The organism is Halobellus rufus (assembly GCF_000739575.1).
GTDB classification, from domain to species: Archaea; Halobacteriota; Halobacteria; order Halobacteriales; family Haloferacaceae; genus Haloquadratum; species Haloquadratum rufum.
Genome location: NZ_BBJO01000012.1, coordinates 1 through 26,501 on the forward strand (window position 1 = coordinate 1; position 26,501 = coordinate 26,501).

Here is a 26,501-nt window from a genome sequence, read left to right on the forward strand (position 1 = left end):
TTCGGAGTAGAGCGCGTCACGAACCCCTCGCTTGTTGGTCTCACACTGGGTGGAGGAGGTGTCAGACCAACAGTAGTCGGCAGTTCGGTTCGCGCAGTACAGGTATTGTTCAGCGGTTCGGTGGAGTGCGTCGCGTTGCTCGTCGGAAACAGCGAGTTTCACGACGGCAGTTCGACGCACGCCCATAGTTTCAGAGAGTACCCGACGGTACTTATAGACTCGGAAGTCGATCGGTCGCAGTGTGGCGGTTGTGTCGTACCATATCGGTTTCCTCCCCGACCTACTCGCTCACTCAGTTCGCTCCTTGAGGTCGGGGGCTCCACCTCGAAAATGCTGATTCGGCTGTGAAATCGTGAAATCAACGCCGTGACAACTCTCCTACGACACCCAGATCTCAAGTCAAAGTAAACGATGACGAGTGCTGTATTCGCACCGTTCACGGCGAGGTTTTAGCGCCCTGCACCGCGTAATAAAAGGTGGATGAGAAGTAGTTGCTGACTGTGCTTCACCGAGGCAGCGTCGGTGGTGTCGCCTGCGTCCCACTCTGGGACCCTGTCGGGGGTGCTGGCGCGTTTCCAACCTTCTGTCCGCTGACGAGGAAGTCTGCTACGTTCCCGATGAACGCTTCATTGTCGGCGACATATGCGTTAGAAGGTGCAAGGAAGTCCGTATCCCCAACCATTGCAACGTCATCAGACTGCACAGCAACAGCATACGTATCTGTGCGGCGCGTCGTCGAAGCTTTCGTCTGATCGATCGTCGTCAGCGCCTCTTGTCCGTTTCCGGTTGAAACCGCGACTGCATCACGGAGGACGACACGATCGACACCATCCGAGAGTGAGCCACCTTCAGGCGTCGCATAGACGCTCTTGAAGTTGGCCTGATACTCGTGCATATTGAACAGATAGCCCGAGGACGCAGAGACGCCTAACGTCGACGTGATCCCGGGACTGCCGCTCGAGGGCTGTTGGGCTGACAAGCCAAGGATACTGAGGATCGATCCAGATGACGATGCGGGATCTGAGAGTACCAGGACGCGCCCGCCGGCGTCATTGAAGTCGCGGACACCCGCGAGTTGATCAGCTGTATATGGCTGCGTTGGATTCGCGACCAAGAGGGCATCTGCACTTCGAAGTGACTCGTTCCACGCGGAGCCACGAGCCTCATCCGGAGTCACGATCCGGACGGTATGTCCGTTTTCAACGAGAGTATTCACGAGTGTGTTGCGCTTCTTCTCGGAGAGTTGGTTTGCGTGGGCTTGATCGATAAGAATCGTTTTCCCAGCAGTGTTGCTGTCCATCGTGATTTCTCCGCTTTGCTCTGTATCAGCAACACGGACAGAATCGAGATCAGTTTGCTGTTTCGCCAGGTTAGACACCTCTGGTGAATCCCCACCCACAAGGAAGGGGAATACTGCTGCTCCACCAACAATAAACGCAGTGACCACAACGAAGGTTACCGCCGGTGCAAGGAAATCACGCGCTTGCATTACCACTCACCTCCGGATTGTAGGGAGCAACTTCATCGACCATCACTGGCCGCGTGACAGGGACGAGTCCATTCGTGTTCGCACTACGTTTGTAAATCATCGTACCATTGTCTGTCTGTGCGGAGAGAAGGATTAGCCCACCCGACAGAGGGGGGCTCTGTCTCGAAACATCGTAGTTTTCCATACCTGCCATCTCAGCTGCGTGATCAATCGCCGTTGGGAGGGCACCGATCTCATCTGCATATCCATTCTTGACGGCCTCCGGGCGAGGTAGGTTTTTGCGTATGCGACTTCCTCGCGGGAGAGTGAGATGTTCTCACCACGATGATCCATTACGCGGCCGACAAACTGCCGTTTGAGTGACTCAACAGTTTGTCGACGCTCCTCCGCTGTTGGCTGTGCCTTATCAGGCCCAGTTCGAATGACTGAATCCGGAACTGGAACACTTGCTCCCGAACTGATCACGCCGACACTACCGATCTCTGTCGAGGAGAGCGCGTAGATCTTATCGGCGGGAAGCATCCCATAGTATGCGCCGGAGGCGCCAACACCTTGTACTGAGGCAACAACCGGCATTTGTTCTGATGTTCGCAATACTTCGAGGTACAATCGCTCACTTGGAGCGACGAGGCCCCCACCGCTATCGACCTTGAGGACAACTGCTTTGATGGACTCGTTTGTCCGTGCATCTCGGAGGTCCTCAGAGATACCATCTACAGTCGAGGCAGAGAGCGTGCCGGATACAGAAATAACCGACACGGTCCCTTCAGACTGCGCAGATGTCGAATAATCATAGACAACGGGGGCGAGCACTGCACTCACTAGGACGGCCGCGGCGATGGCGATGACGAATATTGCCTTCGCTGACGCCACGGATGAATCTCTTTGCATACTGCATCTCTACGATGTCTGCCGTTTCCATAAATTGGTTCTTATAACGAAAATTCGAATTTTAGCCATATGTATGGCTTCCCATATGTTCAATTGTGTCTCGCGTTTGGGGGGACGATTTTGGGATTAAGGGATAACTCATAGTAAACTACCCCACCCTACTCCCTCGGCGCATACGCGCCTCGGTCCTTGAGGGTATCGTCAGAAGCGGAGCTTCTGACTGCTAACCAGAAATCTTCGATTTCTGGTGATGGGGCTTTGATGTGGACTCCCGGCAATTAGTCGCCAGCAATAGGCTGGTGACTCTTGCTGTTCAACGTCCCACCATTCACACGCACGTCTACTAGTGCGTCTCCGCTCCCCGACTTGGGCGAGGAACGGAGTCTGTGTGTTCGCTTCCGGGCGTATCGCACGCCAATGTTCTTCGCGCCGTTGTAGTCCGCGTTCACTTCCCATCGTTGGTTAACAGGCCGTTCATCTCATTGGCACACTGTCGTTTCGGAACTGTAGCAGATCCACAGTGACGGGGAGCTCATCGAAGTCGTCGTCGGCACCCACGACTAGCGTCGAGTTCTGTTCGTGTGCCAGCGTCACGGCGTGAGCGTCTGCGAGGGAAATGTGACCGTCAGCCTTGATTTCGCCTGCGAGCCGCCAATCTGCCCGATCAAACTGGAGCCCGCGTCGTTCTAGCGCCCGGAGATCGCGATCAGCTTCGCGAAGCGATTCCTTCGTCGGCTTTCCCTCTTCAGTCCCCTCGAAGCGCGCGACGAGGTAGAAGACTTCGCTGGCGTTCGTCTCGGCGATGCGCCCGGGTGTGTCGCCTGCAAAAACGTCGGATAGCAAGTCGGCGACAGTGTCGTGGCCCGGTTCGTTATACAGGAACGCGATAATGGCCTCGGTGTCGAAGACGTACCCCGAACTCATTCCTCGGTGTCCTCATCTGAAGACGGACGAAGTCGTTCAGCGCGCTCTTTTTCACGGCGCTTCTCCTCGTCTTTGAACTCGCGCACTTTGTCCAGCATCGCTCCCGGCTCGTGATCGCCGGCGTGGATCCCGTGTAGTTCTTCGACCGACGGGACCGGCTCGATGACGATGCGTCCCTCCTCCTCGTACACGAACACCTCTCCTGGCGTGTCGATGCCGAATTTCTCGCGCAGCGGCTTCGGAATCGTTGCTTGTCCTTTCTGCGACACCTGTATTACTTGTTTTGCTTGAGTACTACTCGACATATCTAGTTTGATTTTACTGCTCGAGTATTACTAAGTGTGTCGCTGGTGAGATTCGTCTGATTCACCGTGGCACAACCCTAGTCAACTGAAGCGGTAGCGCGGAGTCCCCCTCCTCAAGGAGCGACCGGAGGGTGCGAGTAGGGAGGGGAGGAGCGCGTTCGTATTGGTCGTAAACACCAACTCATAAGTAGCCTATTGACTACATTGAATACGTGGCAGACGACTACGTACGTCGGACGGCAATCACTCGTCTTGAAGTGACAGACGAGCAACGTGACCTCCTCGAAGACACCATCTCCGAGTGGAAGCGTGGGTGCCAACTCGCCACGGACATGGCGTGGGGCAAGTGCAACACCAAGAGCGACGTACAACCCCTCGCCTACGACGACGTACGCGAACACACCGACCTCGGGAGTCAGCACGCGATTCTCTCCACTCACCAAGCCGCACAAGCCATCACCGGCTGTATCGAACAGAAGGCGAAGGGCAAGAAGGTGAGTAAACCCACCTTCACCGCACCCACGGTGAAATACGATACCCGGACCATGACGCTATTCGATGATGATACGGTGTCTCTCTCCACCACAGAGAGTCGCGTCCGGTGTGACCTCTCCCTCCCCGACGCCGATGATGGCTACCAACGGCAGTACCTCGGCTCCGACGAGTGGAGCATCACGGAAAGCACGCTCACCGCCCGTGACGGCGACTATCTCCTACACATCGGCTTCCGCCGACCCAAGAACGACACCGAACGGAACACCGCCGAGGACGGAACGGTCCTCGGGGTTGACCTCGGCATCGAAAACCTCGCCGTCACAAGCACCGCCTACTTCTTCAGCGGTCGGGAGTTAACCCACGATCTCCGTGAGTTCGAGAAGGTACGAGCCGGACTCCAACAGACCGGAACGCGAAGCGCCCACCGGACGCTTGAACAGTCGAGTGGCCGGGAACTTCGCTACGTCCGCGACGTACTTCACCGAGCGTCGAACGCTATCGTAGACGAAGCACTTCGGTATGAGTGCGACGTGATAGCCTTCGAGGACTTGACCGACATCCGCGACCGCACGGGAGCGTCGTGGGGTCACAGGTGGGCGTTCCGAACGCTGTACGAGCAAGTGGAGTACAAGGCCGAAGCGGAAGGTATCTCGGTGAAGCAAGTCGGGTCGGCGTACACGTCGAAACGGTGTGCTGAGTGTGGATTCACAGCTGAGGAGAATCGCGCGACTCGCAACGAGTTCCGGTGCGTAAAGTGTGAGTCAGAAGCGAACGCAGACTACAATGCGGCGAAGAACATCGGTATGCGGTATGTCCGTCGAGGCCAACAGTCGTCTCGGCGGACGGGCAACAGTCAGCTTGCCCTAAAGTCTGGAACTGTGACGCCGAACGGCGGATACACCGCCTACCCGGACGGGTTCGAGGCCGAGTTCATGGACAAGCCCCACCCTCCACGAGCGAACCCCTCAGGGTGAGCGAAGTAGGGTGGGGTAGTTGACTCTCGACGAATGCGGTCATTCGGCCGTGTCCTCAGAGCCTCGATTCTCGGGGCCGAGATCCGATTTGGCTTCCCGTTTCGCGTTTTCGAGCGCGTCTTCGCGTAGTTCCGCAACGGATTCCCCGTCGAGGGAATCACCAATCTCGTCGCGAACGGCAGCAAGTGGATTCTCATCGATCGGAATGAGTTCTAAGCGGTCTTGGTATTCGACGACGTGGAACCGCTCGCCGTACTTTTTCCGCAGCTCTGAGGAGAGGTAGAGACGACCGTTTGAATCCGTTTCAACTGACATACAAGGTCTTTGTATGGTAAGAATATAGAATTTGTGCCATAGAATACAATCTTATCCCACTTACTGTACAATGTGAAGTCTCGGTGACGAGTAGCGGATGTATCTGACCAGCCAGCACGAACTACATTGCTCAGGCTGGGGCCGCACCCGTTCCTCCGGTCTCTCGAAGCGGAAGCTGAATGTCAATCTCGTCGTAGGGGACGACAGGACGCTTCGCCCGCCCGTCCTTGACGAACTCCACGACACCGTACTCTTCGAGTCGTTCCAAATTCTCCGAAACTTGCTTGATGTCTCGATCGACCAACCGGGCAGCCTCGCGGATACTTGCGGGCTCTCCCTGCGCGATTGCTTGGAGCAGGTCAATCGCTCGTGGCGTGAAAACCTGCGCAAGTTGGTCGGTGGTCTCGAAGCTCAGTCGGCGTGCGGCGTCTTCTGCTGGGATACCCTCAGCAAGCGCCTGATCGAAGGCCTCGGAAGTCCGCTGCTGGACAGCGCCAATCGATTCAACGGTCACGATGAGTGTATTCTGCGTCATAGTTGTGATTGTCCTTTGGTGGTTCGTTAGTTGCGCAACTGTTCAACCTCGTTCCAGAAGCGCTTTTGTACGGTTCCATAGCCGGGGAACGCGTAGTCTTCATCAAGCCCGTCGGGTGTGTGGCGTTCGTGGATCCCGTGGGAGTTGTCGTACCGAACCAACGTTTCTCCGTCGTCGGTACCGTAGTGGAGGCGGTACTTGACACCGTCCGGATACTTTTCCGATACCGGAACATCCAGCACGCGAACACGGAGAACGGTGCCATCCTCAAAGCGCCGTTCCGTGTCTTCCAACACACGTACGTCGTCAGGTGCCATCTACTACCGTTGTTATACACCACAACATAATAAACGATGTGGTGTATAACATCATTAGGGCGTGTTACCGGATTTCGGCAAGTCTTGAGCTACAGCGATAGCACGGCGCGCGATGAATCAGCGCATCGCGCTGAGAACGCGCGAGGGGCGTCTGAGCGAAGCGAAGACGACGGTTGGGGAGGAAGTGGCTTCTGCAAAAAAGAGTGAGCGAGACTACTCCGCCCACCAGCGCTCGCGTTCTGGGAATGACAGCCGGCTCCAGCCCGTAACAGCTATCGAAACCCGCCCCTGGTACCAACTCGTTGCGACATCGTGGAATTGTACCCGTTCTCCTTCTCGAACAATGGGGGCATTCGATCGCTTCCACACCGTGAATTTCACACGCCCGCTTTCATCCTCGAGTAGGCCGACTTGGGCGATCTTTGGATGGCTTGGCTCCCACAGTTGCGTCACTGTTCCGTCGACGCTTACCTCTCGCCGTCCCACCTCACCAATGATCGAGATCGGGAGAATCTGTCCGGGGGCTTCTTGGAATTCCTCAAACACTCCGACAACCGCGCCCATCATCGATGTTCCCTCTAATACCCGTTCGGCTATTCGCCGACTGATCGCTGCTCTCGACCACCGTGGGAGTTTCGCTGCTAACCGCGCGGCTTCTCGATTGATTTCGCCTAACTCGTCTCGACTTACCTGCTCTCGGGGATCTGGGTCGTCTGGATCGGCCCATCGATCAACGCACGCTGCTCGCTTTCCGAATTTTCGTCGTCGTTCTGTACTCACTTTTTTCACAATTGTCCGCGTCCGAGCCTCTCTGTCTGAGGTCTGTCGTCGATCGAACCGAACCTTCGTTCGCTCAACCTCCCACTCTCTCGCCTCTAATCGTTCTTCTTCTGCCAACGTTAGCCCCTCGAACCCCGTGTCTGGATGGTTGAGGTCCACCTTCGCGTGGATCTCCTGTTCAACCGAGGGTCGCAGCTCTATCTCATCCTCCGCTTCGACCCATTCATCCGCCTGTTCAACATCCGAAACTTCTTCTCCGAGAACGTTCGTACTTGACATTGGGACTCATCCCAAAGGCGTTTCACGACGCCCGGCAACCACGACTCCACTCGTGGTTTTCTACACAACCTCACAGACGTATCTACACGCGCCGCTTGCGCCTTCGCTCGCGCCCCGGGCGCGAGCGGCGCGTGAAAAACTGTTGTGAAGCAGGCATCCTCCAGCAACGCGCGCCGAACAGTCGGTGTGAGCGGCCAGCGGAGTTAGTCTGGTGTCGAGCCTGCTCGGCACCCGACTAACCCGCTGGCGTCCCTACAGGGCGAGCGAAATACCGACTGTCGGAGGCGAGCGGGGCGTGCCGTACCTGTGAGAACGACTTGAGGAGCAGAGCAAAGCAGGGGCGTCGACAACGGGGGTTAGCGCCTATATCCAGCTAAAATCTGCTTCCGTATTGGTCGATAGATTCAAGCAGTAGCGTAAGGAATTCTTACGTATAATATGACTTCCGACGAACCCGAAGTAACTACAGTAACCTCGAAAGGACAGATCACGATTCCCAGCAAACTCAGGGATCAATTTGGGCTTGAGCAGGGGACGAAGCTTATGGTCGTCCCGACGGAGTATGGTCTCGTCTTGAAAAAGATCGAGCTCCCATCGATCGAAGAGTTCCAACAGCGTGTTGAGGCTCGGACGGAAACAGCTGAAATGTCTCTCGATGAAGTGACCCGATTGGTCCACGAGGCGCGAGGCAGTGACGAATGAGAGCGGTTCTGGATACGAACGTACTCATCTCGGGCGTCATAGCGACCGGTGTCCCACACGAACTCCTCATCAAGGGATTCAATCACGAGTACCAGATCGTCGTCTCTACAGAGACTCTCACGGAATTCCGCGAAACATTACTCAAATATCCAGAACGGTTTCATATGGATGAAGATGAGGTACAACAGGAGGTCGAAACGATTCGGTATTTTGCGGAATTCGTAGATCCAGAGGAGGACATCACCGCGGTCGAGGCAGATCCTGATGACGACAAATTCCTCGAGGCGGCCATTGCTGGTAGCGTCGAATATCTTGTCTCAGGAGATGGACATCTGCTCGATCTCGAATTATTCCGTGGGATCGATATAGTCGAGCCGAGAACGTTCTATGATCGACTCAACACAGAGTAGATCTCCTCTCATAAACGCTGTATCTCCTCGATCTCGTACCTTCTCTTCGCTCGGCCCTCGCTAAGGAAGGGGGCTTAGCGGCCTCAACTTAACTAATTCGCACGACTCCAACGAGATAACCAAGACCACTTCTTCCGGAGTAATCGTGTTCATAACGGCCCAGAAACACGTTTGAACGCAGATGAGCGTATTTTATTATCTACGCTAGATTCCCTACAGCAACCACCCGGACCACTTTCGCACGGATATGTCACAGCCGACGCCACCCGACGACCACTCGACCGACTCACCACCAACCGAACCCCCAACAGATCTCCCCGTTCCCCTCGACGAGACGCGAACGTACCTCCATATTCGGCCTTCAGAAGCCCACCTCAACGCAGAGACGGTAAGCACACACCTGCGCCGACTCCACCAATTCAAGAACACGACAACGCAGTCTCTCCTCGACCATTTCAGAAAGACACCTGAGGCGACGCCAACGATCGAGTGCCTGCTGATCTCTGAGGGCGGAGAACACAGCTCGATTCGTTACGCATTCAGTATTGATGACGCTGGGCAACTGAACGCGCTCGAACGGATACTCCGAGGGCTCTTTCCCGATTCCTACGAGATCGAATCACAACTGCACACGGAGAATCACCTCCAGCAAACGCTTCCTGACACAGCCGAGGCAATCGCCGCCGTCGAATTTGTCGGGAGGGCCGCACACCGCGGCGACTGGCAAACCCAACTCACACCCTTCACTGACTTTCTTGAAGACGAGCACAGTCGCGTTCCGCTCGCGACGGTTCTCGAAACGATGGCGTCGTCTGTGAATCCAATGGTGTATCAAGCGCTCATCCGCCCGATGCCAGACTGGTCGAAGCAAGCCGAAGCCCATCGCGTTGCGATCGAAGCGAATCACGAAACGATCAGCGGGCAACTCACCAACGTGATTTTCGGCCCACCAGATGAGGACACATCACTCTCTCTGACAGATGAAACCCGGCTTGAAGAGATCGAAGCGAGAGATACCCGACGTTCGTTCACGGTCAATGCACGGGTGGTCGCCGTCGGCGACGACGAGACAGACCCAACACAGCCAGTGCGCGAACTGCAATCTGCATTTGCCGACGTCAGTCACACGTTCTATGAGATAGGGGGCGAGCTCACAACCAGACAAAAAGCACAGAACATAGAGTCAAAAATCCATACCCAAACGTTTCACGAACCGACATACGACGGTCTACAGACTCGACTTCCGGGAACAACGAACCAGAGTCGAGGAATCGTTGTCGACGTGACGGAACTCCCGAATTTCTGTATCTTTGGTGGCGAGACACTCACCGCAGCCGGAGGTCGAGCGGTAGCACCGACACCCGGCGAGCAGACCACCGTGCCTCGACCGCCATTCGAACAACTTTCGAACTATCGTGGCGAAGGATTAGTGCTGGGTAATCCACTCACACAAGACGGCTCACCAGCTCCAGAGCCACTCGTCTTGCCACCTGCACTCCAACCGTTGCATATCGGGTGGTTCGGGAAAACGGGTTCTGGAAAAACGACGAGTCTGATCAATGCGATTCTCGCAAATCATCGCGCGACAGCGGGAGCAGACATTCTTATCGATCCAAAGGGAGACGGAATGGCGATCGATTATCTCCGCGCGCATTATGCTACCTACGGCACACTCGAGAACGTCCGCTACTTCGATTGTGCAGAGATTCTTCCAGCGTTCTCCTTTTTCGATATTCGCGACGAGTTGGCTGCAGGCGTTCCCCGAACGACCGCTGTCGAAGATACGGTCGATCACTACCTCGAGATCCTCACCCAGATTATGGGTCGTGAGAGATTCGACCAGGCGGTCCGCTCACCCGATATTATTCGCTATCTCGTCAAGGCGATGTTCGATCCCGTGAGTGGCTATGATGCGTTTTCTCATCGCGATCTCCACAACGCCGTCCGGCAAATGCACGAACGCCAGAGTGCACCGGCAGTCTCTGATGGGGATCTCGAACGTATGCTGTCAGGAATCGTCGCGAATCGAGCGCGATCGTTCGATGAGATTATGCAGGGGGTTGCAAACCGGATCGAGAAGATTCCCGTCGATAAACGACTCGCGCGGGTGTTCAATCACGTTCCAGAGGCCAACGATCCACAATTCGATTTAGCTGAGTATCTGAACGAGGACGTCGTCATCATCTTCGACACGGGCGAACTTCGCACAGAAGCCCAACGCGTTCTCACACTGGTCATTCTCTCGAATCTGTGGACCGCACTCAGACGTCGTGCCCAACGCGAGGACGGTGAGTATCCACTGGTCAACGTCTATATCGAAGAGGCCGCCAGTATCGCTGTGTCGGATCTGCTCAAACAGTTGCTCGCACAATCGCGTGGGTTTGGGTGTTCGATCACGCTCGCAATGCAGTTTCCCGCGCAGTTGCGCGGCGTGACTGACGACGTGTATGATGAAGTGCTCAACAATATTTCGACGTTCGTTACGGGAAACGTGCCGATCGATCGTCGACTCGCACAGCGTCTGGCTACTGAGGAAATGACGCCCCAGCAAGTCGGAAACCGACTGCGCGCGCTTCGACGAGGGCAATGGCTCGTAAGCCTTCCTGCCGGATTCGATGCGCCAGAACCACGCCCGTTCCTCATTGGATCGATGGCACCACCTCCGGGAGATCCTGCGGGTCCACAGCCGCTTTCGACAGAGAAAATAAGACGAATCGACGAAGAAATCGAAGCTGTTCGGACACACACCGCAGAGACGACTGGGCTTCCGCTGCAACTCCCGAGTACGACCACAGAGACTGAAGATGATGTGCAAGAGGACGCTCCCAGTCTTCGGGTGGATTCGGCACTTCCACATACGAAGCGGATGCCGCCGACTGTTCAGTACTCGAAATCCAGTCACGCATTGCGATGTACGCGATGTCACAACCGCTATGATCCCGACATTACGGGGATGAAGCGGGCTATCTCTTGTTGTGCGTCACTGGACGGTATCGAGCGTGATGACGTTCCGATCTGCGATTTGAATCTGAAGCTCACGCCCGATGAACGCGCAGTCTCTGAGTGGTCTGATCACCAGTTGATGTTCGTTCAAGCGGTCTATAATGGCCAGCAATTGCGGTATGATCCCTTGGAATACGACTTGCTCCGCGATTCGATGATTCGAATTCAAGAGTACATTGGCCTCAATTCTGAGGCGATTCAGGACCTCGTCGATGCGGATGTCCTTCGACACGAGACAGATCACCCACATCGATTGTACACGGTCACACCCGATGGTCGGAGCGTGATTGGTGAATCGTATCGCCAGGGCGTCGATTATGGGCACGGCGTTGGCGATCTGGAAGAGTCAAGCGAACACGTACTCGCAGTCGAAGTCGGTCGACAGTATTTGGAAGCTGAATACGTCGAAGATCCCGATTCAGCTGTCGTCGAGGTAGTTCCGTATTATGAATTGGATGATCAACACCGCCTCGATATTGCTGGGTTGGATGCGAATGAGAACATCGTCGTTGCGCTCGAAGCCGAGCGGATCAATAACGATGTGCGACGTGCGGTCGTCGATGATTTCGATAAGATGGCTGCCTGCGATGTCGAGGAGGCGATTTGGGTGGTTATGAAACAGGCTGATGGGCACGCGGTTCTCCAAGCGCTGAACGATCCGTTGGAGGGCACACAGCGGGTCAAGAAGACCTACGCAAAAACGACGCCCCCACAGCAGTTCCGTATCGATACTCCTGGTCTGACGGCGATCTATCCTGCTGAATGGCTACGTGATCAGATGGACGAGGCTGATGAGGAGTCTTGATCTGGAGTCTGTTAGAAAGCAAAGGAACTGGCTCTGTTGGCTCTCAGAAGGGCATATTCTGACTCGGTTGCGGCCCTGTCGCGTGTATTGTTTGGGTCGTGGTTTAGTTAAGCGATTGTAACCGAGCGCACGGGGCTTCCGTGGTATTCTCTGCACTGTTCCCGTCGATGTTCCTCCTCACTATCTGTACAATAGTTGGTTGTCAACGTTCATCTCTCATACGCTCTTGTGTGATAGCAAATTGCACACTCGAATCCCAAGCGACAAACAGGGCTCATCCATATCAGCACGTAATGAGCGAGTCAAAAGACACGGAGGCGAGGCGAAAAATATCCGTAGCAGTTGTCGATGAAACACACGCAAACGAGATCCCCGATAACATTGATTCTGAACTATACACCACAACAAGACCAGAGTCGTCGTTGGTTGAGTTTGCGGCTGACCCTGACGGGGAGTTAGCGGAGGCACTCAGGCGGAACGGATTCGACGTATAAACTGACTGACTGTTGGGTGCCTGCTTTTTGGTGAATATCGGCGCTATGTTCTTCCTAAACGAGCGCGTAGTGAGGAGATAGCGCCGCTATTCAGCTAACCAGCCGGTTCACTCGGTTCCCCCTACGTTGAAGCAAGGTTCTTGTGATGTGAGTGGTGTCGTTTTTTCATAATCGGCTGTATCCTCCGCAAGAAGCGGTGAGAACGCGGTTGGATGGTGAAAGGCGGTGGGTTGTGGTGCCAGTGCGTCTGAGAGAGGACCTACAAGTCGAGTGTGGTAGTCACCAGTTGGAATTTCTCAGGAGTTGCTTGTGGGTGTCTCGATGGGCTCTGCGGGGTTGTTTGGGTAACGAGTGGGCGTTGGATTCTCTCGGGAGGTTCTGTTGTCTGTCTGTGCTGTAGGGAGTCTGATCGACGGGACAAAATCGCAATACTGCGCTGATTATGAGCCAATTTAGCAGTGGCTGAGACGCAACTTCTCCCGAGAATTTGTCTCGTGTTTTTGTGTGCAAACTCGATTAAGGCCTGTTGGCACTACGTATATCGTGTTTTTCTCTTTCGGTGGCAGCTCTTACTAGTGTCCGGTAATCTCGTTTCTATTGTACTCTTGCGGGCAATAGAGCCGATTATGTACCTGCAAACAGCTGATATCAAGGATTAATCCGCTCCACGAACCTAGAGGTCACGTGAACCGTTCACGACGATCGCGGCCGCCCCACCAATGAGAATCGGCCAGACCTCCTTCGTCGTCTTCGCCTCAAAGCTTCTCGCGTCAGCGCTCGGTTTTGTCGCCACGCTATACTTTGCGAGAACTCTCGGCGCAGAAGTCCTCGGCCAGTACGCCCTCGTCCTCGCGCTCGTCGCGTGGCTCTCGCTCGCCGGCAACCTCGGCGTCTCCGCCGCGATCACCAAGCGGATGAGCGAGGGGACAGAGCCCGATGCGTACGCGACCGCGGGTGCGGTCGTGATCGCGGCGCTCGGCGTATTTCTCGCCGTCGCAACCCTCCTCTTCGACGACGCAGTAAACGCCTACGTCGGCGTTCCGGTCGCGCCGTTCGTCGTCGTCCTCTTGATCGTCGGCCTCTTACAGTCGATCACCTCATCCACACTCAACGGCGAGCGGAAGGTCCACGTGTCGGGGCTGCTCTCCCCTGTCGGGACTGGAATCCGAAGCTTCGTCCAGATCGGCCTCGTCGTCGCCGGCTTCGGACTCGTCGGGATGCTCGCCGGCTACGCGGTCGCGACGCTCCTCGTCGCCCTCGCCGGACTCGCAGTGGTATCCGCGCGTCTCACCCGACCCAGCAGAGAGCACTTCGAGAAGCTCTACGAGTACGCGAAATTCTCGTGGCTCGGCGGCCTCAAGTCGCGCTCGTTCAACGACGTCGACGTCCTCCTTCTCGGCGTCTTCGTCCAGTCCTCGCTCGTCGGTGTCTACTCCGCCGCTTGGAGCATCGCGCAGTTTCTCACGCTCTTCGATTCGGCGGTGAGCTCGACGCTGTTCCCGGAGCTCAGCCGCGCCGACGCCGAGGGTAACCGACGAGTCGTGGCCGGCCTCGTCGAACAGTCACTGACCTACGGCGGGCTCATCCTGATCCCGGGCCTCTTCGGGAGTTTCCTGCTGGCTGAGCGGATTCTCCGGATTTACGGCCCGGAGTTCGTTCAGGGCGCGACGGTCCTCTGGATCCTCGTCCTCGCGACGCTGGTGTACGGCTATCAGAAACAGCTCTTGAACGCGCTGAACGGGATCGACGAGCCGAGAACGGCCTTCCGGATCAACGCCGCATTTATCGCGACCAACGTCGCCTTGAACGTCCTCTTGATATCCGCGCTCGGCGTCGTCGGCGCGGCGACCGCGACGGCGCTCTCGGCTGGCGTCGGGACGGTCCTAGCGCTCTCGGCGCTCCGTTCGGAAGTCGACTTCGCCGTCCCCTTCGGCGAGATCCTCCGACAATTCCTCTCGGCGACGATGATGGCCCTCACGGTCGTCGGAAGTGAGACTGTCATCGAGACGGTGACGACGCTCAATCACAATTTCGCGACGGTGGTGCTGCTCGTTACCGTGGGCGCGGCGACGTACTTTTTGACCCTGTTGGGAATTTCCGGGACGTTCCGGACGACGTTTCGCGAGAACAGTCCGCTCTAGTTTCCCTCGACGTCCCGCAACACCGTCTCGCCCGGCGGAATCCCCGCATCGCTCCCCACCTTTACGCCCGCGTTCAAGCTGACGTTGATCCCCGTCTTCACGCCGTCGCCGAGGACGACACCCAACTTTCGGCGGCCCGTGTCGACGCGCTCACCCTTCACGGTCATTTTCACCGACGAGTCGTCGTGCCGCAGGTTCGCCACCTTCGTCCCCGCGCCCAGATTCACGTTTCGACCCAACACGGAATCCCCGACGTACGAGAGGTGCGGCACTGCTGCTTCCGACAGCAGAATCGAGTTCTTCACCTCGACGCCGTGGCCGACGCGCGCGTCGGGGCCCAACACGGTCGCACCCCGAACGTAGGCGTTCGGGCCGACCTCCGCGCCGGGCAGCAACACGACCGGCCCTTCGATGTGCACACCCTCGCGCACTGTCGCGCCCTCGTTGACGACGACGTCACCCTCTATCTGCGCGCCTTCGGCGACATCGCCGCGGACGTCTCGCTCGATTTCCTCCAGAAGCAACTCGTTCGCGCGCAGGAGTTCCCACGGGCGGCCGACGTCGAGCCAGCGGCCCTCGTACTCGACGACCGAGATGTCGTGGCCGTCAGCGAGCAGCAGATCCAGCGTGTCGGTGATCTCGTACTCGCCGCGCTCGCTCCGCTGCGTCCGATCGATGTACTCGAACACCTCCGGTTCGAACGCGTAGCAGCCGACGTTCGCGAGGTTCGTCGGCGGGTCTGCGGGCTTCTCGACGATCGCCCCCATCGAGCCGTCCGCATCGACGCTCACGACGCCGTAGGAGCGGGGGTCTTCGACGGGCGTCGTCGCGATCGCGTAGCCCTCGGCCTCGGTGAGCGCCCGCGGCAGTTCGGGATCGACGAGGACGTCGCCGTTGAGGACGACGAATCGGTCGTCGACGACCTCGCGGGCCTGTTCGATCGCGTGGGCGGTCCCCGCGGGGTCGGTCTGCTCGACGTAGCTGATCGGCGTGCCGTGGTACTCGTCTCCGAGTCGGGAAATCACGTCGTCAGCGCGATACCCGATCACGACGACGAATTCGTCGACGACGTCGACGCAGGCGTCGAAGACGTGTTCGAGCAGCGGGCGACCGGCGGCGGGAAGTAGCGGCTTCGGCCGGTGATCCGTGAGGGGGTGCATTCGGGTACCCTGTCCGGCCGCGAGCACGACTCCGTACATACGAGTGACAGACGAGATACCGCCGTATAGATTCCGTGGTCGTCGACGGTGTTACTCGCCGGAGTAGGCGTCGAGAATTTCCCACTCCTCTCGCATCAACGCTCGAACCCCGTGTTCGAGAATCCCCTCGCCAAGCGAGGTCGCGCGATAGTATGAATAGAGCCCGTCGCTGGACGGTTCCTTGCGCTTTCGGTTTGCGACGAGGCCGACATCGACGAGCGTATCGAGGTGATAATGGAGGGTGTTGGATTCGATATCGAGCGCCTCTTTGAGCTCGGTCGCGCTTTGGTCACCCGACTCAACGAGTCGGTTCAGTATCCGAAATCGGGTTTCGTTTCCGATGGCCTGCTGCATTTCGAGGTATTCGTCGAGCGAGAGCAGGCTGTGCTCTGGGAGTAATCCCGGGTGCTCGCTCGATCCGTGAGGCGACCGATTCGTCTCAGCCATATCCTTGATTGAACACCACGAGCAATAAGCATTCGCTGACTCAGTGAGTATAGAATTCGGCACTTTTTATATTTCGGACTGGGTAGTGGGGATATGCGCGAGCGAATCAGCGAGAGCCTCGGCGATCTCGCTCACTCGGAGTTTCTCGTGTATCTGATGGGGCCATACAAGGCATTTGACGTCGCAGAAACTATCAGGTTAGCAGAGGAGAATGATGTGGCAACGAAAATCCCAGAGAGCGTCGATTTTGGGAATCTCGTGGGATCGAACGTCGACCTCGACCAAGACGAAGCTGTACTCGATCTGCTACTCGATGTTCGGGGTCGGCTTCGAACGAATCCCGAAGTGAACGCGTTTCTCGCGGTGGATATCGATATTCCTCTCGAAGAGATGGACGCAGGAACACAGAGCATCGAGTTTGCGCTTGCGAGCAATGCGATCATCTACCTCGTACCGAGGGTCGGAGATAATCTCGGGGTCGGGATCGAAACTGGCTCCGTTTTAGAGGCAATCTACCGCGAAGGACAAACAACGGAGGGGGAAACAACAAACAACCACGCCGAACGTGTCGCGTTCGTCCACGAGTCTGGCGTTCGAAGTGCGATGATCGCAGCGGTCCAAGAACGATGGGACGCACGCGTTTACTCCTACACAGACCGAGACGACCTCGTGCGACAGATTCGCCTCTTCGTCCGTGATCTCGCTCGCAGAGAACAACGCGGGGAACTGCCCAAACTCTAGTTCGCTCTGCACAGCAATCCGGAATTCCTTTTACACAGCCCCGTGGCTGTGTCAACGATGGATTACGACGGCGTCACCGTTCTCGTGCCCACGTACGACGAGGCCGAGACGATCGGCCAGGTGATCGACGACTTCCACGATCACGGGTTCGACGACGTCCTCGTCGTCGACGGCGGCTCCGACGACGGCACCGACGAGATCGCCGAAAAGCGCGGCGCGCGCGTCGTCTACCAGTCGGGGTCCGGAAAGGGACAGGCGGTCCGCGAAGGCGTCAGAGAGCACGTCGACCGCGAGTACGTCCTGATGCTCGACGGCGACGCGACATATCGAGTCGACGACGCCGACGCGATGATCGAACCGCTCTTCGAGAACGACGCCGAGCACGTCATCGGCGACCGCTTCGCCGATATGCACGAGGGGGCGATGACGCGGTTCAACCGGATCGGCAACCGGATCATCAACCGGGGATTCGCCTACGTCCACGGCGAGGACTTCGGCGACATCCTCTCGGGATACCGCGCGTTCACCCGCGAGTCGTTCCTGCGGATGACGCTCTCTTCGGACGGCTTCGGCGTCGAGACGGAGATGGCCGTCGAGTGCGCCAAGCGTGGCATCCGCACGACGGTCGTTCCGATCACCTACCTCCCCCGGCCGTCGGGGTCGGATACGAACCTCCGGCCGATCCGCGACGGCGGGATCATCTTCCTCGAACTGTACCGCCGCGCGAAGACCAACAACCCGCTGTTTTACTTCGGCAGTCTCGGCGTCCTCTCGACGCTCACCGGCCTCCTCATCGCCGTCTACGTCCTCGTCGAGTGGATCACGGTGAACGTCTCCCACGAGGTGCTGGCGGTCGTCTCCGGATTCGGGATCATCTTCGGCGTCCAATTGCTGATGTTCGGTGCGCTCGCCGACCTCGTCCTGACGCTGCACCGCGACACGCTGCAGAAAATCGACGAGGCGACGGAGTCGGAGTAGCGCTCCGTTCTTTTCCGACACGAAACCCAGTGGGATCTGTTGCGGAGAATGCGCGTCAGCGGGATTGACGCCACCACAGCCCACCGCCGATCAGTCCAAGTACGACGAGTGCACTCAGCACAAATCCGAGAGAACCGTCTCGTTCCGTCTCCGCATCGGCGGGAGTCGTCACATCTGGGGCCGGTGGCTCACTCACCGCGACTGACCCAGCGTCCATCTCGTCCACAGTGAGGTCGTACTCGCCGACTGACGGGCGGAACGAGAGCGTGACTTCGCCGGATTCGCCAGGTTCGAGAGCGACGGTTTCTGATGCCACTGTCTCTCCATTCGCGGTCAGATCGACGGTGTGCTCGGCGGTGATCTCCCCCCGGTTTTCGACGGTCGCCGTGACGGCGGCGACGTCGCCCGCAAGGATCTCTGATTCGGCCTGTGACACCTCGGCCACTGTGGTGAGCGGTTCGCCGGTCCCGATGGCGAACGACGAGAACCCCGGCGAAACAGCCTCGAATCGCACCTGGGATCCAGTTGTTCCGACGTGCTCGGTCGGGAGTGCCATCCACCCTTCAGACTGCCGGTAGAGGGTTACCGAGTCCGGGGAGACTCCGAGTTCGTCCAGACGATCGCTCCGGACGGAGAACTCGAAGGTGGCACTCGTGACGTCCGCTGGTTCGAGGTTGTGCGTGACGGTCACGTACCCAGCCGACAGGGTGCGCGTCTCGGACTCGAACGTGGTCGAGACGGTCGACAGTGACTCGTTCGCGTCGCCGCCGTCGATTTGCCCTCTGGATACGTCACCGCTCGCGTTCCCGCCCTCGAAGGTCTCGACCGACACCCAGAAGTCACGGTCATTTGCGAGTTCGATCGAGAGTGCGTCGACGCCGACGGTGCCACGTTCACCGAGCGACGCGTTCGTCCCGGTCGTCGCCTCGGAGATCCGAACAACGTCGCCGGCGCGGCCGCCCTCTGCTTCCACGGTCGACTGATCAGTCACGCGGAGTTCGAGCGCCGGGGGTGGTGAGCTGCCGCCACCACCAGACAAAGGCCGACTCGGGGCCGCGGTGACGGCGAGGGCGGCAGTGTCAGTTGCGCCGCCCACTTCGGCGGTGAGCAGTGCCGTCCCCGCGGCGCGTGCGCGTATAGTTGCGGTGTCGGCGGTTGAGACGCTCGTGTCGTTACTGCTGTAGTCGCTCGTCGTCGTCGCTATGGTCGTCGTGTCATCGACGAGCGTCAGCGTGACCGTCGCGTCGGTCGACTCCCCGGCAGTCAGGTTGTCGGCAGCAATCGTGAGATTCAGTTCGTCAATCGACCACGTCAAGAGTGGGTACTCGTCGACGGCGGCCCACGTGTTCGCGAAGTCGAGATTGGACATACTGTCGACGGCTGTGACACCTTGCATCTCGGAGGCGGGATTGTCGTCGCCGACAGTACCGAAGCCGACGAGATCGGTGACTGCGCCGCCTGCGGAATTGACGCCGACCGATTGGTTCGTCGTCCCGTTATCCCAGTAGCTGTCTTCGATGGTTCCGCTCGGGGAGTTATAGCCCACGAGTCCACCGACGCTGGAGGTCCCGTTGACTCGCCCGACCGCGTATGATTGGCGAATCTCGCCGTCGTTGTTCCACCCGACGAGTCCGCCGGCGTTCTGGCCGTCGACGTCACCGGTCGCGAACGCGTCTTTGACGCTCCCCTGATCGTTGAAGCCGACGAGCCCGCCGACGTACCTCGAATCGAGAACGCCACCGGTGGCGTACGACTGGCGAACGTCGCCGTCGACGAGGTTCCGACCAACGAGTCCACCGACGTTTCTGTCTCCGTCGACGGCCCCCGTCGCGGCCGCCATCGTCACCGCGCCGTTGTTCCGGCCGATCGCACCGCCGATTTGGTTCCCTACCGCGTTCACCGCTCCAGTCGCGTAGGACTGCGTGAGGGTGGATCCGCTGCGTCCTTCCCCGACGAGGCCGCCGACGTAATCGGTCCCGTTGACCCGCGCCGTGACAGACGAATTTCGCAGGTCGCCGTCGTTGTCCCCCACGACGCCGCCAACGCGCTGATCGCCGTGTACCTTCCCGTCAACGGACGATTCGCGTACGTCGCCGGTATTCGTGCCCACGACCCCACCGATCGAGTCACGCCCCGTGACGTTTGCCGACTTGAGGCGGACGTTCGTGACGTTCCCGTTCGATCCGACGTGTCCGAAAAGACCGATCCCGTCGTCGCTCGATCGATTAATGATGAGATCCGTAATCGCGTACCCATTCCCGTCGAATGTGCCACTAAATCCGACCGTCGCGTTGCCGAGCGGCTCGAAGCCCTGCGGCCCACTTCCTTCATCGAACCACTCGGCCGTCAGCGAGGCGTCGATGTTGCGGGTCAGCTCGAACGAATCGCCCTCGCCGAGGCGCGTGCTGACGAGCTGGAGTTCGTAGACGGTCGACACCTCGAACGGGTCATCGGCTGAGCCGTCACCTACGACCAGCCCATTGAATGCGGTGGCATCGTCCGTGAATTCGGAGTCCGAGGCGAGGACCGGATAGCCATCGCGCGTGATCGCGGGTTGCCACGCGGTCTCGAAGTCCAACTCGAAGAGACCGACCGTGGCGTTCAAGCCGATCATTCGATCGGTCGCCAGCCCGTAGCGACCGGCGCTTCCGGCCGATTTCGACTGTTCGGTCGTCTCAGTGTTCCAGTAGAGCGATTCGACGCTACCGGCGTTGGAACCGATTGCTCCGCCGGTGTCGGTGCCGCTGACACGGCCGATCGCATACCCGCCGGTAACTGTGGCATCGTTCTGGCCGACGAGCCCGCCGACGTTTGTGCCGCCGGTGACGGTGCCGGTCGCGTACGATTCGCTGACCGTACTGCCGCCGGTGTTGTTCCCGAGCAGGCCGCCGATTTCGGTCCCGCTGCCGGTGACGCTCCCCGCCGAGTACGACGTAGTCACGAGGCCGCCGTCGGTTGTTCGGCCGATGAGGCCGCCGACCTCCGACTTACCGTCGACGGTACCTGTCATATGCGAGGTCCGAACGGAGCCGCCGGTGTTGTTCCCGACGAGAGCGCCAACCCGTACGTCGCCGGTGATGTCGGCTAATTCGACACCGACGTCTCCGATAGTCGCCCCGCCGGTAGCGGTGCCGAACAGTCCCACGTCGTCCGCTGTTCGCTCGATGTAGAGCCCAGTGATCACGTGGCCGTCGCCGTCGAACGATCCCGAAAACTGGTCGCCACCGAAGCCGAGCGGATACCATCCCGCGCCGCTGTTCCACTCGTCGGTCCCCGAGGCGTCGATGTCGAGGCCGAGTCGGTAGTCGTCGGCAAGCCCCGCTCGGTTAATCGCCGCCAGTGCCTTGTCGCTCGTGACGATCGTATCGCCGCCATCGGTTTCCATATCGTCGATGATAGTGTCCATCTCGGTGCCGCTGGGGTCGTCGTAGTGCCGCGTCGACAGCGTTCGCGGATTGTTCACGAGGTCGAGGTAGTCACCAGCGACAGTCGTCCACGAACCGCTGTCGAAGAGGTCGCCCAGCTCCGTTTCGGCCTTGCTGCCCTGCATGTCAGTGGTGGAAAACAGTTCGTTCACGTCGCCCGGACCGGTGCCACCCACACTGTCACCAACCCCTGTCGAGAAGTCACTCCGCTCGCTATCCCAGTACGAGTCGGTTATCGTGCCGTCGTTGTCACCCGCAAATCCACCGACGTATGCATCTTGGCCGTTGTCGACCACCCCGGCCGCAAACGCGTCCGATATCTCGCCGAGGTTTCTGCCAACAAAACCACCGAGACGACTCTCGCCAGTGACGCTGCCGGTCGCATACGACTCGCTCACGTCGCCGACGTTGTTGATACCGATGAGACCCCCCACGTAGCTGTCACTGCCAGTTGCGTCGCCGCTTGCGTGTGATTCGGTCGTGGTTCCATCCAACCGACCGACGAGTCCGCCGACTCGCTCGGAGCCGTTGACATCTCCGGTCGCGGATGATTTGTGCACGTCACCCCGGCTGTATCCCACGAGCCCGCCGACTTGCTCGGAGCCATTGACGCTACCGGCCGCCGACGAGTTCCGAACCGTGTCGGTACTGAACCCCACGAGGCCGCCGGTGCTGTCGTCACCGTCGACGCTCGCCGTCGCAGACGAATTAGTCACCTCACCCGAGTTGGCTCCGACAAGTCCACCAGTCTCCCCCCCGCCGCTGACGGCTCCTGTCACAGACGCATTGCTGACTGTCCCGCCGCTATTTTCCCCGAGGAGCCCGCCGGTCTCTTCACCCCCGGTGATGTTCACCGATTCGAGACTGACGTTTCCGATCCGAAGATCGAAGAGATACCCGAACAAGCCGACTTCGTCCCTGTTGGGGCGGTCAATATAGAGATTCGAAATGACGAAGCCGTTGCCGTCGAATGTCCCGTAGAAGAAATCGTCGCTGCTGGCAATCGGCTCGAACCCCGCACCGTCGTTCCACGAGGCCGTCTCGCTGGCATCGATGTCGTTCTGGAGTTCGTAGTAGTCGCCGAACCCGAGGCTCGTCCCCGGTGTCTCGCCGAGACACTGCAACTGATCGAGCGTCTCCACCTGGAAGGGATCCTCGGCCGTCCCGCTACCCTCCATCGTGACCGTACTGCAAACAGGTGCTTCCGACGCCGCCTGTACCGGACCGACGAACCCGACACCGACGAGGAGAACGAGTCCGATGACGATACCTACGAGAAACACGGGCAGGCGCTGTTTCCGACCATTACGCCTCGTAATACCACCAGTCATTGTTCCCTCCCAAAACGAGCCGCGTTCGATGCTAGATCGAAGACCGTTCGGTAGGGGATCAGATTGCTCGTCTGCCGCCTTGAGGCCGAGAGCGTTTCGAGAATATCCGTTGCCGTGATGTGATTGTACATACGAGGCAATCGGCAGATGGGTCGATAAGCGACATTCCTCCAAGTGAAGCGACGTGGCGAGGCACGATCGCCCCCGTGATCCGGAATCAATCGACTAGCTGCCTGCGTATGCCTTCATATGGTGGTGATTTTATATCGAGACACGTGAGATATCTCGCAGTGAACTCCTGTCGCTACGTCAAACCGGACTATGCTTCGCCGGCTCATCCTGTCGGACAGAACTATGTGGTGCTCATCGACACCCCGTGGGTGCCGAGATACTCACGGACTTCTGGCCGACAGTATCTGGAGGCTCGTCACTGCAGTCGAGTTGTGTGAGATGGCTGCTGAACCGATCTCCGTCCTGTTCGTCGACGACGACGAACAGTGGGCGGAGTACATCGCCAGCGAGTTGGAAACCGAAGACTCCCCGTTCTCGGTGTCGGTCGCGCTGAACGCAAACGAGGCGGTCGTGGCCCTCGACGACGACGATTCGATAGACTGCGTCGTCACGGACTTCCGGATGCCCGAGATCGACGGGATACAGATGCTCGAACACGTCCAGGAGTCGCGTCCCCACCTCCCGGTGATTCTCGTTACGGGTGACGGAAGCGAGGACGTCGCGATTCGAGCGATCGAGGCAGGCGTGACCGATTACATACGGAAAGATCCCCGCGTGGACCTCGCGCCGATCTTCGGCAACCGAATTCGACAGGCAGTCGAGCGCGCTCGACTGCGGAGGGACGTCCGAGAGAGCGAACAGCGATATCGGACCGTCATCGAACAGACCCGTGATGCGATCGTGGTACTCCGAGACGGCGAGATCGTCTTCGCGAACGACCGGTTCGACGAACTTCGAGGGGCGGGCAGCGAGCCCAGTTCACCGACTGATTTTCTCCTCCATATCCACGAAAACGACCGCGAACGCGTCGACGACCTCCTCAGAGCGACCCGCTCCGGCGACGACCTCGGACTGTGTGAGGCCCGCCTCATTAGGCCATCCGGGGAGAGACGCCACTGTGAGCTCCTCGGAGAGTCGATCTCGTACGAGGGCGAGTCTGCGATACTGCTTTCGATTCGGGACGTCACGCTCCGTCGATCGCGCGAACGCACGCTTCGGCGAGCGTGGGAGTTCAACCGAGCGATACAGAAGCAACTGGTCGGGGTCCAAACCCGGGAGGAACTCGAATCGGCGGTCGCGGCTGTCCTCTCTTCGTACGGGTACGACCTCGTCTGGATCGGGACTGTCACCGAACGCGGCGTGCAAACTCGAGTAACAGTGGGAGAGAGCGAGTACATCGACCGCCTCGAAGATACCGACGGCAGCGATCACGGCGGAGACCCGATCCTGTGGAGCGCCCAGACCGGTGAGGCGCAACTCATCCCGGATTTCGAGGCACTGATGCCCACGAACCGACGGACCGACGCGACCGAGTGCGGGTTTCGAACCGGGTACGCACACCCCCTTCGATACCGGGACATCGCTTACGGGACGCTCGCCGTCTACCACAGAGATCCCTCACGAATCGACGATACCGAACGCTCGCTCTTAGCCGAGGTCGCGGAGACCGTGGGCTTCGCGCTTCACCACGTCGAGACGCAACAGGCTCTGACCAGCACCGCCGGGGTCGTCGTCGAGGTCGATATCGAGCCCGAGGAGTACTACCTCACAGACTTGCTCACTGTACAGGACGATCTCTCGTCGACCGAGGTGACGGTCGACGGAACGCAGGTTCTCGACGAGGACACCCAGCTTCAGTATCTGTCGTTCTCAACCGACGATCCCGAAACGTTCGCCGACGCCCTCGGTGAGCACCCATCGGTTCGGTCCCGGGCGGTTATTGACAGCGGCGTTCCAGCCAGATTTCGGGTCACTGTCGGAGAGGATACTCCCGAAGCACACCTCGGGTCCGTCGGCGGACTCGTGAGGTCTACAACCGTAACTCGTGGTCGTGCAACAATCTCTTTCGAGCTCTCTAGTCGGCAGTACCTGCAATCCACGATAGACCGATTGAACGAGCACTACGCCTCTGTCACCGTCCGCTCCGTCGTCGAGCGGAAGAGTGACCGACTGAGTGAGAGACAGACGCCGGTCGACGTCGGCTCGCTAACCACGAAACAGTTGGCCGCGATTGAAGCGGCGTACCACGAGGGGTACTTCGATCGTCCTAGACGGAGTTCGGCGAGCGATATCGCAGAGTCACTCGGGATCACTCACACGACGTATCTCCAGCACCTCAGGGTGGCCCAGCGGAAGTTGTTCAGACAGGTATTCGATGGACCGAACGATGCGTCGACCGACTGATATCTGGCGCGTCACTCGAACGCGATAGCGAACCTCGCGCCGCCGTCACCGGAGTCGGTAATCGACAGCTCCCAGCCGTGCGCCTCGACGAACTCGCTGACGATCGTGAGGCCCACGCCTGTTCCCTGTCCCGTGGTCGAATAACCATACTCCAGTACGTCGTCGAGCCGCTCGGTCGGGATTCCCGTGCCGTCGTCAGCGACGTAGAATCCCGGCCGCTCCCCGAGCGAGCCGACGGTGACCGTCACTGGCCGCTGATTGTGAACCACGGCGTTCCGGAACAGGTTCTCGAAGATGTGATCGAGCAGTCCGAGGTCGGCGTCACACTCGACTTCCCGATCGAGTACGACGCGGAGCTCACTGTCGCCCGTCTCGGTTACCGACCACGCGGCTTCGGCGCGAGAGGCGATCGGCGTCGGCGTCGTCTTTGGGGTCCGACGCTGGGTCCTCGTGAGCGTTCGCAGCTCGTCGATCATTCTCGCCATCCGATCAATGGGGTCGACGATTGCGTCCAGAGCTTCGCTATCGTGCTCCCGACGAGCCTGCCTGAGGCGCCCACGAGCGACGGTCAACGGGTTTCGGAAGTCGTGTGAGACCACGGAGGCGAACCGATCGAGACGGCGGTTCTGTCGCCGCAACTGCTCGTTTGACTGTTCGAGCTCCGCTTGCGTTTCCCTCAGTTCCCGCTCCCGGCGTTTGCGTTCTGTGACATCCCGCGTCACCGTTACGACTCCATCGACGTTGTACCCGGAAGGAATCGGTGACGCGCTGCTCTCGATCCACATCCAGTGCCCGTCTCCGTGCCAAAAGCGGAGCTCGACCGTACTCGGGGACACACCGGCCAGTGCCGACTCGAAGCACTCGACCGCGCGGTCTTTGTCTTCCGGATGGATGAATTCTTCGAGCGGTGTCTCGAGAAACTCCTGTCGACTTCGTCCCAACATCTCCTCGGTGTCCGTAACGTACGTCATCTCCCCACTCGGCCTGATGTGCGTGAAGATGTCCGTCGTGCTGTCGACGAAGGCGCGACACTGCGCGGCCACGTCGGCATCGTCGAGTCGCGCGGACGTCGCGGTCTTTCCCGTCTCGGTCGGCCCCGACATACT

General features: G+C 58.9%; 21 protein-coding genes and 2 pseudogenes. 9 read left to right on the forward strand and 14 right to left on the reverse strand.

The features are described from left to right. From ACP99_RS20800 to ACP99_RS06105, 6 genes and pseudogenes are all read right to left on the reverse strand, one after another. A pseudogene (locus tag ACP99_RS20800) lies at positions 1–186 on the reverse strand (RNA-guided endonuclease TnpB family protein); the annotation flags it as partial. A 319-nt stretch (positions 187–505) separates the two neighbouring features. Then, positions 506–1,489 (reverse strand): Gldg family protein, encoded by a 984-nt coding sequence (locus ACP99_RS06095; RefSeq protein WP_049985745.1) that lies wholly within the window; start codon positions 1,487–1,489, stop codon positions 506–508. A 132-nt stretch (positions 1,490–1,621) separates the two neighbouring features. Then, a complete protein-coding gene (locus ACP99_RS19040; RefSeq protein ID WP_231554226.1) occupies positions 1,622–2,380 on the reverse strand; it encodes a S49 family peptidase in 759 nt (252 codons plus the stop codon). Between the two features lie 278 nt (positions 2,381–2,658). Further along, positions 2,659–2,835 (reverse strand): annotated as a pseudogene (locus ACP99_RS20805) (RNA-guided endonuclease InsQ/TnpB family protein); the annotation flags it as partial. A 19-nt stretch (positions 2,836–2,854) separates the two neighbouring features. Beyond that, entirely contained in the window at positions 2,855–3,304 is a 450-nt protein-coding gene (locus ACP99_RS06100) for a type II toxin-antitoxin system VapC family toxin (RefSeq protein WP_049985746.1), read from the reverse strand. Beyond that, entirely contained in the window at positions 3,301–3,609 is a 309-nt protein-coding gene (locus tag ACP99_RS06105) for an AbrB/MazE/SpoVT family DNA-binding domain-containing protein (protein ID WP_049985747.1), read from the reverse strand. The genes ACP99_RS06100 and ACP99_RS06105 overlap by 4 nt, the downstream gene beginning before the upstream one ends. Before the next feature lie 212 nt (positions 3,610–3,821). Here ACP99_RS06105 and ACP99_RS06110 point away from each other — a divergent pair, with 212 nt between their 5' ends. Beyond that, entirely contained in the window at positions 3,822–5,078 is a 1,257-nt protein-coding gene (locus tag ACP99_RS06110; protein ID WP_049985748.1) for an RNA-guided endonuclease InsQ/TnpB family protein, read from the forward strand. A gap of 39 nt (positions 5,079–5,117) precedes the next feature. Here ACP99_RS06110 and ACP99_RS06115 read toward each other — a convergent pair whose 3' ends face one another. The 4 genes from ACP99_RS06115 to ACP99_RS06130 form a co-directional block, all read right to left on the reverse strand. Further along, positions 5,118–5,393, reverse strand: a complete 276-nt coding sequence (locus tag ACP99_RS06115; RefSeq protein ID WP_049985749.1) for a hypothetical protein — start codon at positions 5,391–5,393, stop codon at positions 5,118–5,120. A 130-nt stretch (positions 5,394–5,523) separates the two neighbouring features. Next, positions 5,524–5,928, reverse strand: coding sequence for an HVO_A0114 family putative DNA-binding protein (locus tag ACP99_RS06120; RefSeq protein WP_049985750.1), 405 nt, complete (start codon positions 5,926–5,928; stop codon positions 5,524–5,526). A gap of 26 nt (positions 5,929–5,954) precedes the next feature. Next, positions 5,955–6,245 carry a toxin-antitoxin system TumE family protein gene (locus ACP99_RS06125; RefSeq protein WP_049985751.1) on the reverse strand — a complete coding sequence of 97 codons (291 nt, stop codon included), beginning with the start codon at positions 6,243–6,245 and terminating at the stop codon, positions 5,955–5,957. A 213-nt stretch (positions 6,246–6,458) separates the two neighbouring features. Then, positions 6,459–7,304 carry a DNA-binding protein gene (locus ACP99_RS06130; protein ID WP_049985752.1) on the reverse strand — a complete coding sequence of 282 codons (846 nt, stop codon included), beginning with the start codon at positions 7,302–7,304 and terminating at the stop codon, positions 6,459–6,461. Between the two features lie 438 nt (positions 7,305–7,742). Here ACP99_RS06130 and ACP99_RS06135 point away from each other — a divergent pair, with 438 nt between their 5' ends. From ACP99_RS06135 to ACP99_RS06150, 5 genes are all read left to right on the forward strand, one after another. Beyond that, positions 7,743–8,006 carry an AbrB/MazE/SpoVT family DNA-binding domain-containing protein gene (locus ACP99_RS06135; protein ID WP_049985753.1) on the forward strand — a complete coding sequence of 88 codons (264 nt, stop codon included), beginning with the start codon at positions 7,743–7,745 and terminating at the stop codon, positions 8,004–8,006. Next, entirely contained in the window at positions 8,003–8,416 is a 414-nt protein-coding gene (locus ACP99_RS06140) for a putative toxin-antitoxin system toxin component, PIN family (protein ID WP_049985754.1), read from the forward strand. Before ACP99_RS06135 ends, ACP99_RS06140 begins: the two co-directional genes overlap by 4 nt. Before the next feature lie 247 nt (positions 8,417–8,663). Further along, positions 8,664–12,224, forward strand: coding sequence for an ATP-binding protein (locus ACP99_RS06145; RefSeq protein WP_231554228.1), 3,561 nt, complete (start codon positions 8,664–8,666; stop codon positions 12,222–12,224). Between the two features lie 293 nt (positions 12,225–12,517). Continuing rightward, complete coding sequence (locus tag ACP99_RS19050; RefSeq protein WP_081927193.1) at positions 12,518–12,718, forward strand: hypothetical protein; 201 nt, start codon at positions 12,518–12,520, stop codon at positions 12,716–12,718. Between the two features lie 719 nt (positions 12,719–13,437). Further along, the gene (locus ACP99_RS06150) at positions 13,438–14,859 is read left to right on the forward strand and encodes a flippase (protein WP_049985755.1); all 1,422 of its coding nucleotides are present in this window, start codon (positions 13,438–13,440) and stop codon (positions 14,857–14,859) included. Here ACP99_RS06150 and glmU read toward each other — a convergent pair. Together glmU and ACP99_RS06160 are read right to left on the reverse strand one after the other, a co-directional pair. Further along, positions 14,856–16,058 carry a bifunctional sugar-1-phosphate nucleotidylyltransferase/acetyltransferase gene (gene glmU / locus ACP99_RS06155; protein ID WP_049985756.1) on the reverse strand — a complete coding sequence of 401 codons (1,203 nt, stop codon included), beginning with the start codon at positions 16,056–16,058 and terminating at the stop codon, positions 14,856–14,858. The two genes, ACP99_RS06150 and glmU, sit on opposite strands and share 4 nt — an antisense overlap. A gap of 51 nt (positions 16,059–16,109) precedes the next feature. Then, positions 16,110–16,505, reverse strand: coding sequence for an ArsR/SmtB family transcription factor (locus ACP99_RS06160; protein WP_049985757.1), 396 nt, complete (start codon positions 16,503–16,505; stop codon positions 16,110–16,112). Positions 16,506–16,598: 93 nt separating this feature from the next. Here ACP99_RS06160 and ACP99_RS06165 point away from each other — a divergent pair, with 93 nt between their 5' ends. Both ACP99_RS06165 and aglJ read left to right on the forward strand, forming a co-directional pair. Next, on the forward strand, positions 16,599–17,246 hold the full coding sequence (locus ACP99_RS06165; RefSeq protein ID WP_049985758.1) for a DUF7509 family protein: 648 nt from the start codon (positions 16,599–16,601) through the stop codon (positions 17,244–17,246). A 57-nt stretch (positions 17,247–17,303) separates the two neighbouring features. Next, positions 17,304–18,224 carry an S-layer glycoprotein N-glycosyltransferase AglJ gene (gene aglJ, locus ACP99_RS06170; RefSeq protein WP_049985759.1) on the forward strand — a complete coding sequence of 307 codons (921 nt, stop codon included), beginning with the start codon at positions 17,304–17,306 and terminating at the stop codon, positions 18,222–18,224. 55 nt (positions 18,225–18,279) lie between these two features. Here aglJ and ACP99_RS06175 read toward each other — a convergent pair whose 3' ends face one another. Then, a complete protein-coding gene (locus ACP99_RS06175; protein WP_081927195.1) occupies positions 18,280–22,980 on the reverse strand; it encodes a GLUG motif-containing protein in 4,701 nt (1,566 codons plus the stop codon). 450 nt (positions 22,981–23,430) lie between these two features. Here ACP99_RS06175 and ACP99_RS06180 point away from each other — a divergent pair, with 450 nt between their 5' ends. Next, entirely contained in the window at positions 23,431–25,395 is a 1,965-nt protein-coding gene (locus tag ACP99_RS06180) for a response regulator (protein WP_049985761.1), read from the forward strand. An 11-nt stretch (positions 25,396–25,406) separates the two neighbouring features. On the opposite strand, the gene ACP99_RS06185 is transcribed toward ACP99_RS06180, so the two are convergent. Further along, positions 25,407–26,498, reverse strand: coding sequence for a sensor histidine kinase (locus ACP99_RS06185; protein WP_081927199.1), 1,092 nt, complete (start codon positions 26,496–26,498; stop codon positions 25,407–25,409). Positions 26,499–26,501 lie beyond the last annotated feature (3 nt).

Coding starts and splice junctions, on each gene's coding strand:
- glmU (WP_049985756.1), bottom strand. CDS start 16,058: ATGTACGGAGTCGTGCTCGCGGCCGGACAGGGTACCCGAATGCACCCC.
- ACP99_RS06160 (WP_049985757.1), bottom strand. CDS start 16,505: ATGGCTGAGACGAATCGGTCGCCTCACGGATCGAGCGAGCACCCGGGA.
- ACP99_RS06150 (WP_049985755.1), top strand. CDS start 13,438: ATGAGAATCGGCCAGACCTCCTTCGTCGTCTTCGCCTCAAAGCTTCTC.
- ACP99_RS06140 (WP_049985754.1), top strand. CDS start 8,003: ATGAGAGCGGTTCTGGATACGAACGTACTCATCTCGGGCGTCATAGCG.
- ACP99_RS06120 (WP_049985750.1), bottom strand. CDS start 5,928: ATGACGCAGAATACACTCATCGTGACCGTTGAATCGATTGGCGCTGTC.
- ACP99_RS19040 (WP_231554226.1), bottom strand. CDS start 2,380: ATGCAAAGAGATTCATCCGTGGCGTCAGCGAAGGCAATATTCGTCATC.
- ACP99_RS06185 (WP_081927199.1), bottom strand. CDS start 26,498: ATGTCGGGGCCGACCGAGACGGGAAAGACCGCGACGTCCGCGCGACTC.
- ACP99_RS06095 (WP_049985745.1), bottom strand. CDS start 1,489: ATGCAAGCGCGTGATTTCCTTGCACCGGCGGTAACCTTCGTTGTGGTC.
- ACP99_RS06180 (WP_049985761.1), top strand. CDS start 23,431: ATGGCTGCTGAACCGATCTCCGTCCTGTTCGTCGACGACGACGAACAG.
- ACP99_RS06175 (WP_081927195.1), bottom strand. CDS start 22,980: ATGACTGGTGGTATTACGAGGCGTAATGGTCGGAAACAGCGCCTGCCC.
- ACP99_RS06165 (WP_049985758.1), top strand. CDS start 16,599: ATGCGCGAGCGAATCAGCGAGAGCCTCGGCGATCTCGCTCACTCGGAG.
- ACP99_RS06130 (WP_049985752.1), bottom strand. CDS start 7,304: ATGTCAAGTACGAACGTTCTCGGAGAAGAAGTTTCGGATGTTGAACAG.
- ACP99_RS06135 (WP_049985753.1), top strand. CDS start 7,743: ATGACTTCCGACGAACCCGAAGTAACTACAGTAACCTCGAAAGGACAG.
- ACP99_RS19050 (WP_081927193.1), top strand. CDS start 12,518: ATGAGCGAGTCAAAAGACACGGAGGCGAGGCGAAAAATATCCGTAGCA.
- ACP99_RS06125 (WP_049985751.1), bottom strand. CDS start 6,245: ATGGCACCTGACGACGTACGTGTGTTGGAAGACACGGAACGGCGCTTT.
- ACP99_RS06100 (WP_049985746.1), bottom strand. CDS start 3,304: ATGAGTTCGGGGTACGTCTTCGACACCGAGGCCATTATCGCGTTCCTG.
- ACP99_RS06105 (WP_049985747.1), bottom strand. CDS start 3,609: ATGTCGAGTAGTACTCAAGCAAAACAAGTAATACAGGTGTCGCAGAAA.
- aglJ (WP_049985759.1), top strand. CDS start 17,304: ATGGATTACGACGGCGTCACCGTTCTCGTGCCCACGTACGACGAGGCC.
- ACP99_RS06115 (WP_049985749.1), bottom strand. CDS start 5,393: ATGTCAGTTGAAACGGATTCAAACGGTCGTCTCTACCTCTCCTCAGAG.
- ACP99_RS06145 (WP_231554228.1), top strand. CDS start 8,664: ATGTCACAGCCGACGCCACCCGACGACCACTCGACCGACTCACCACCA.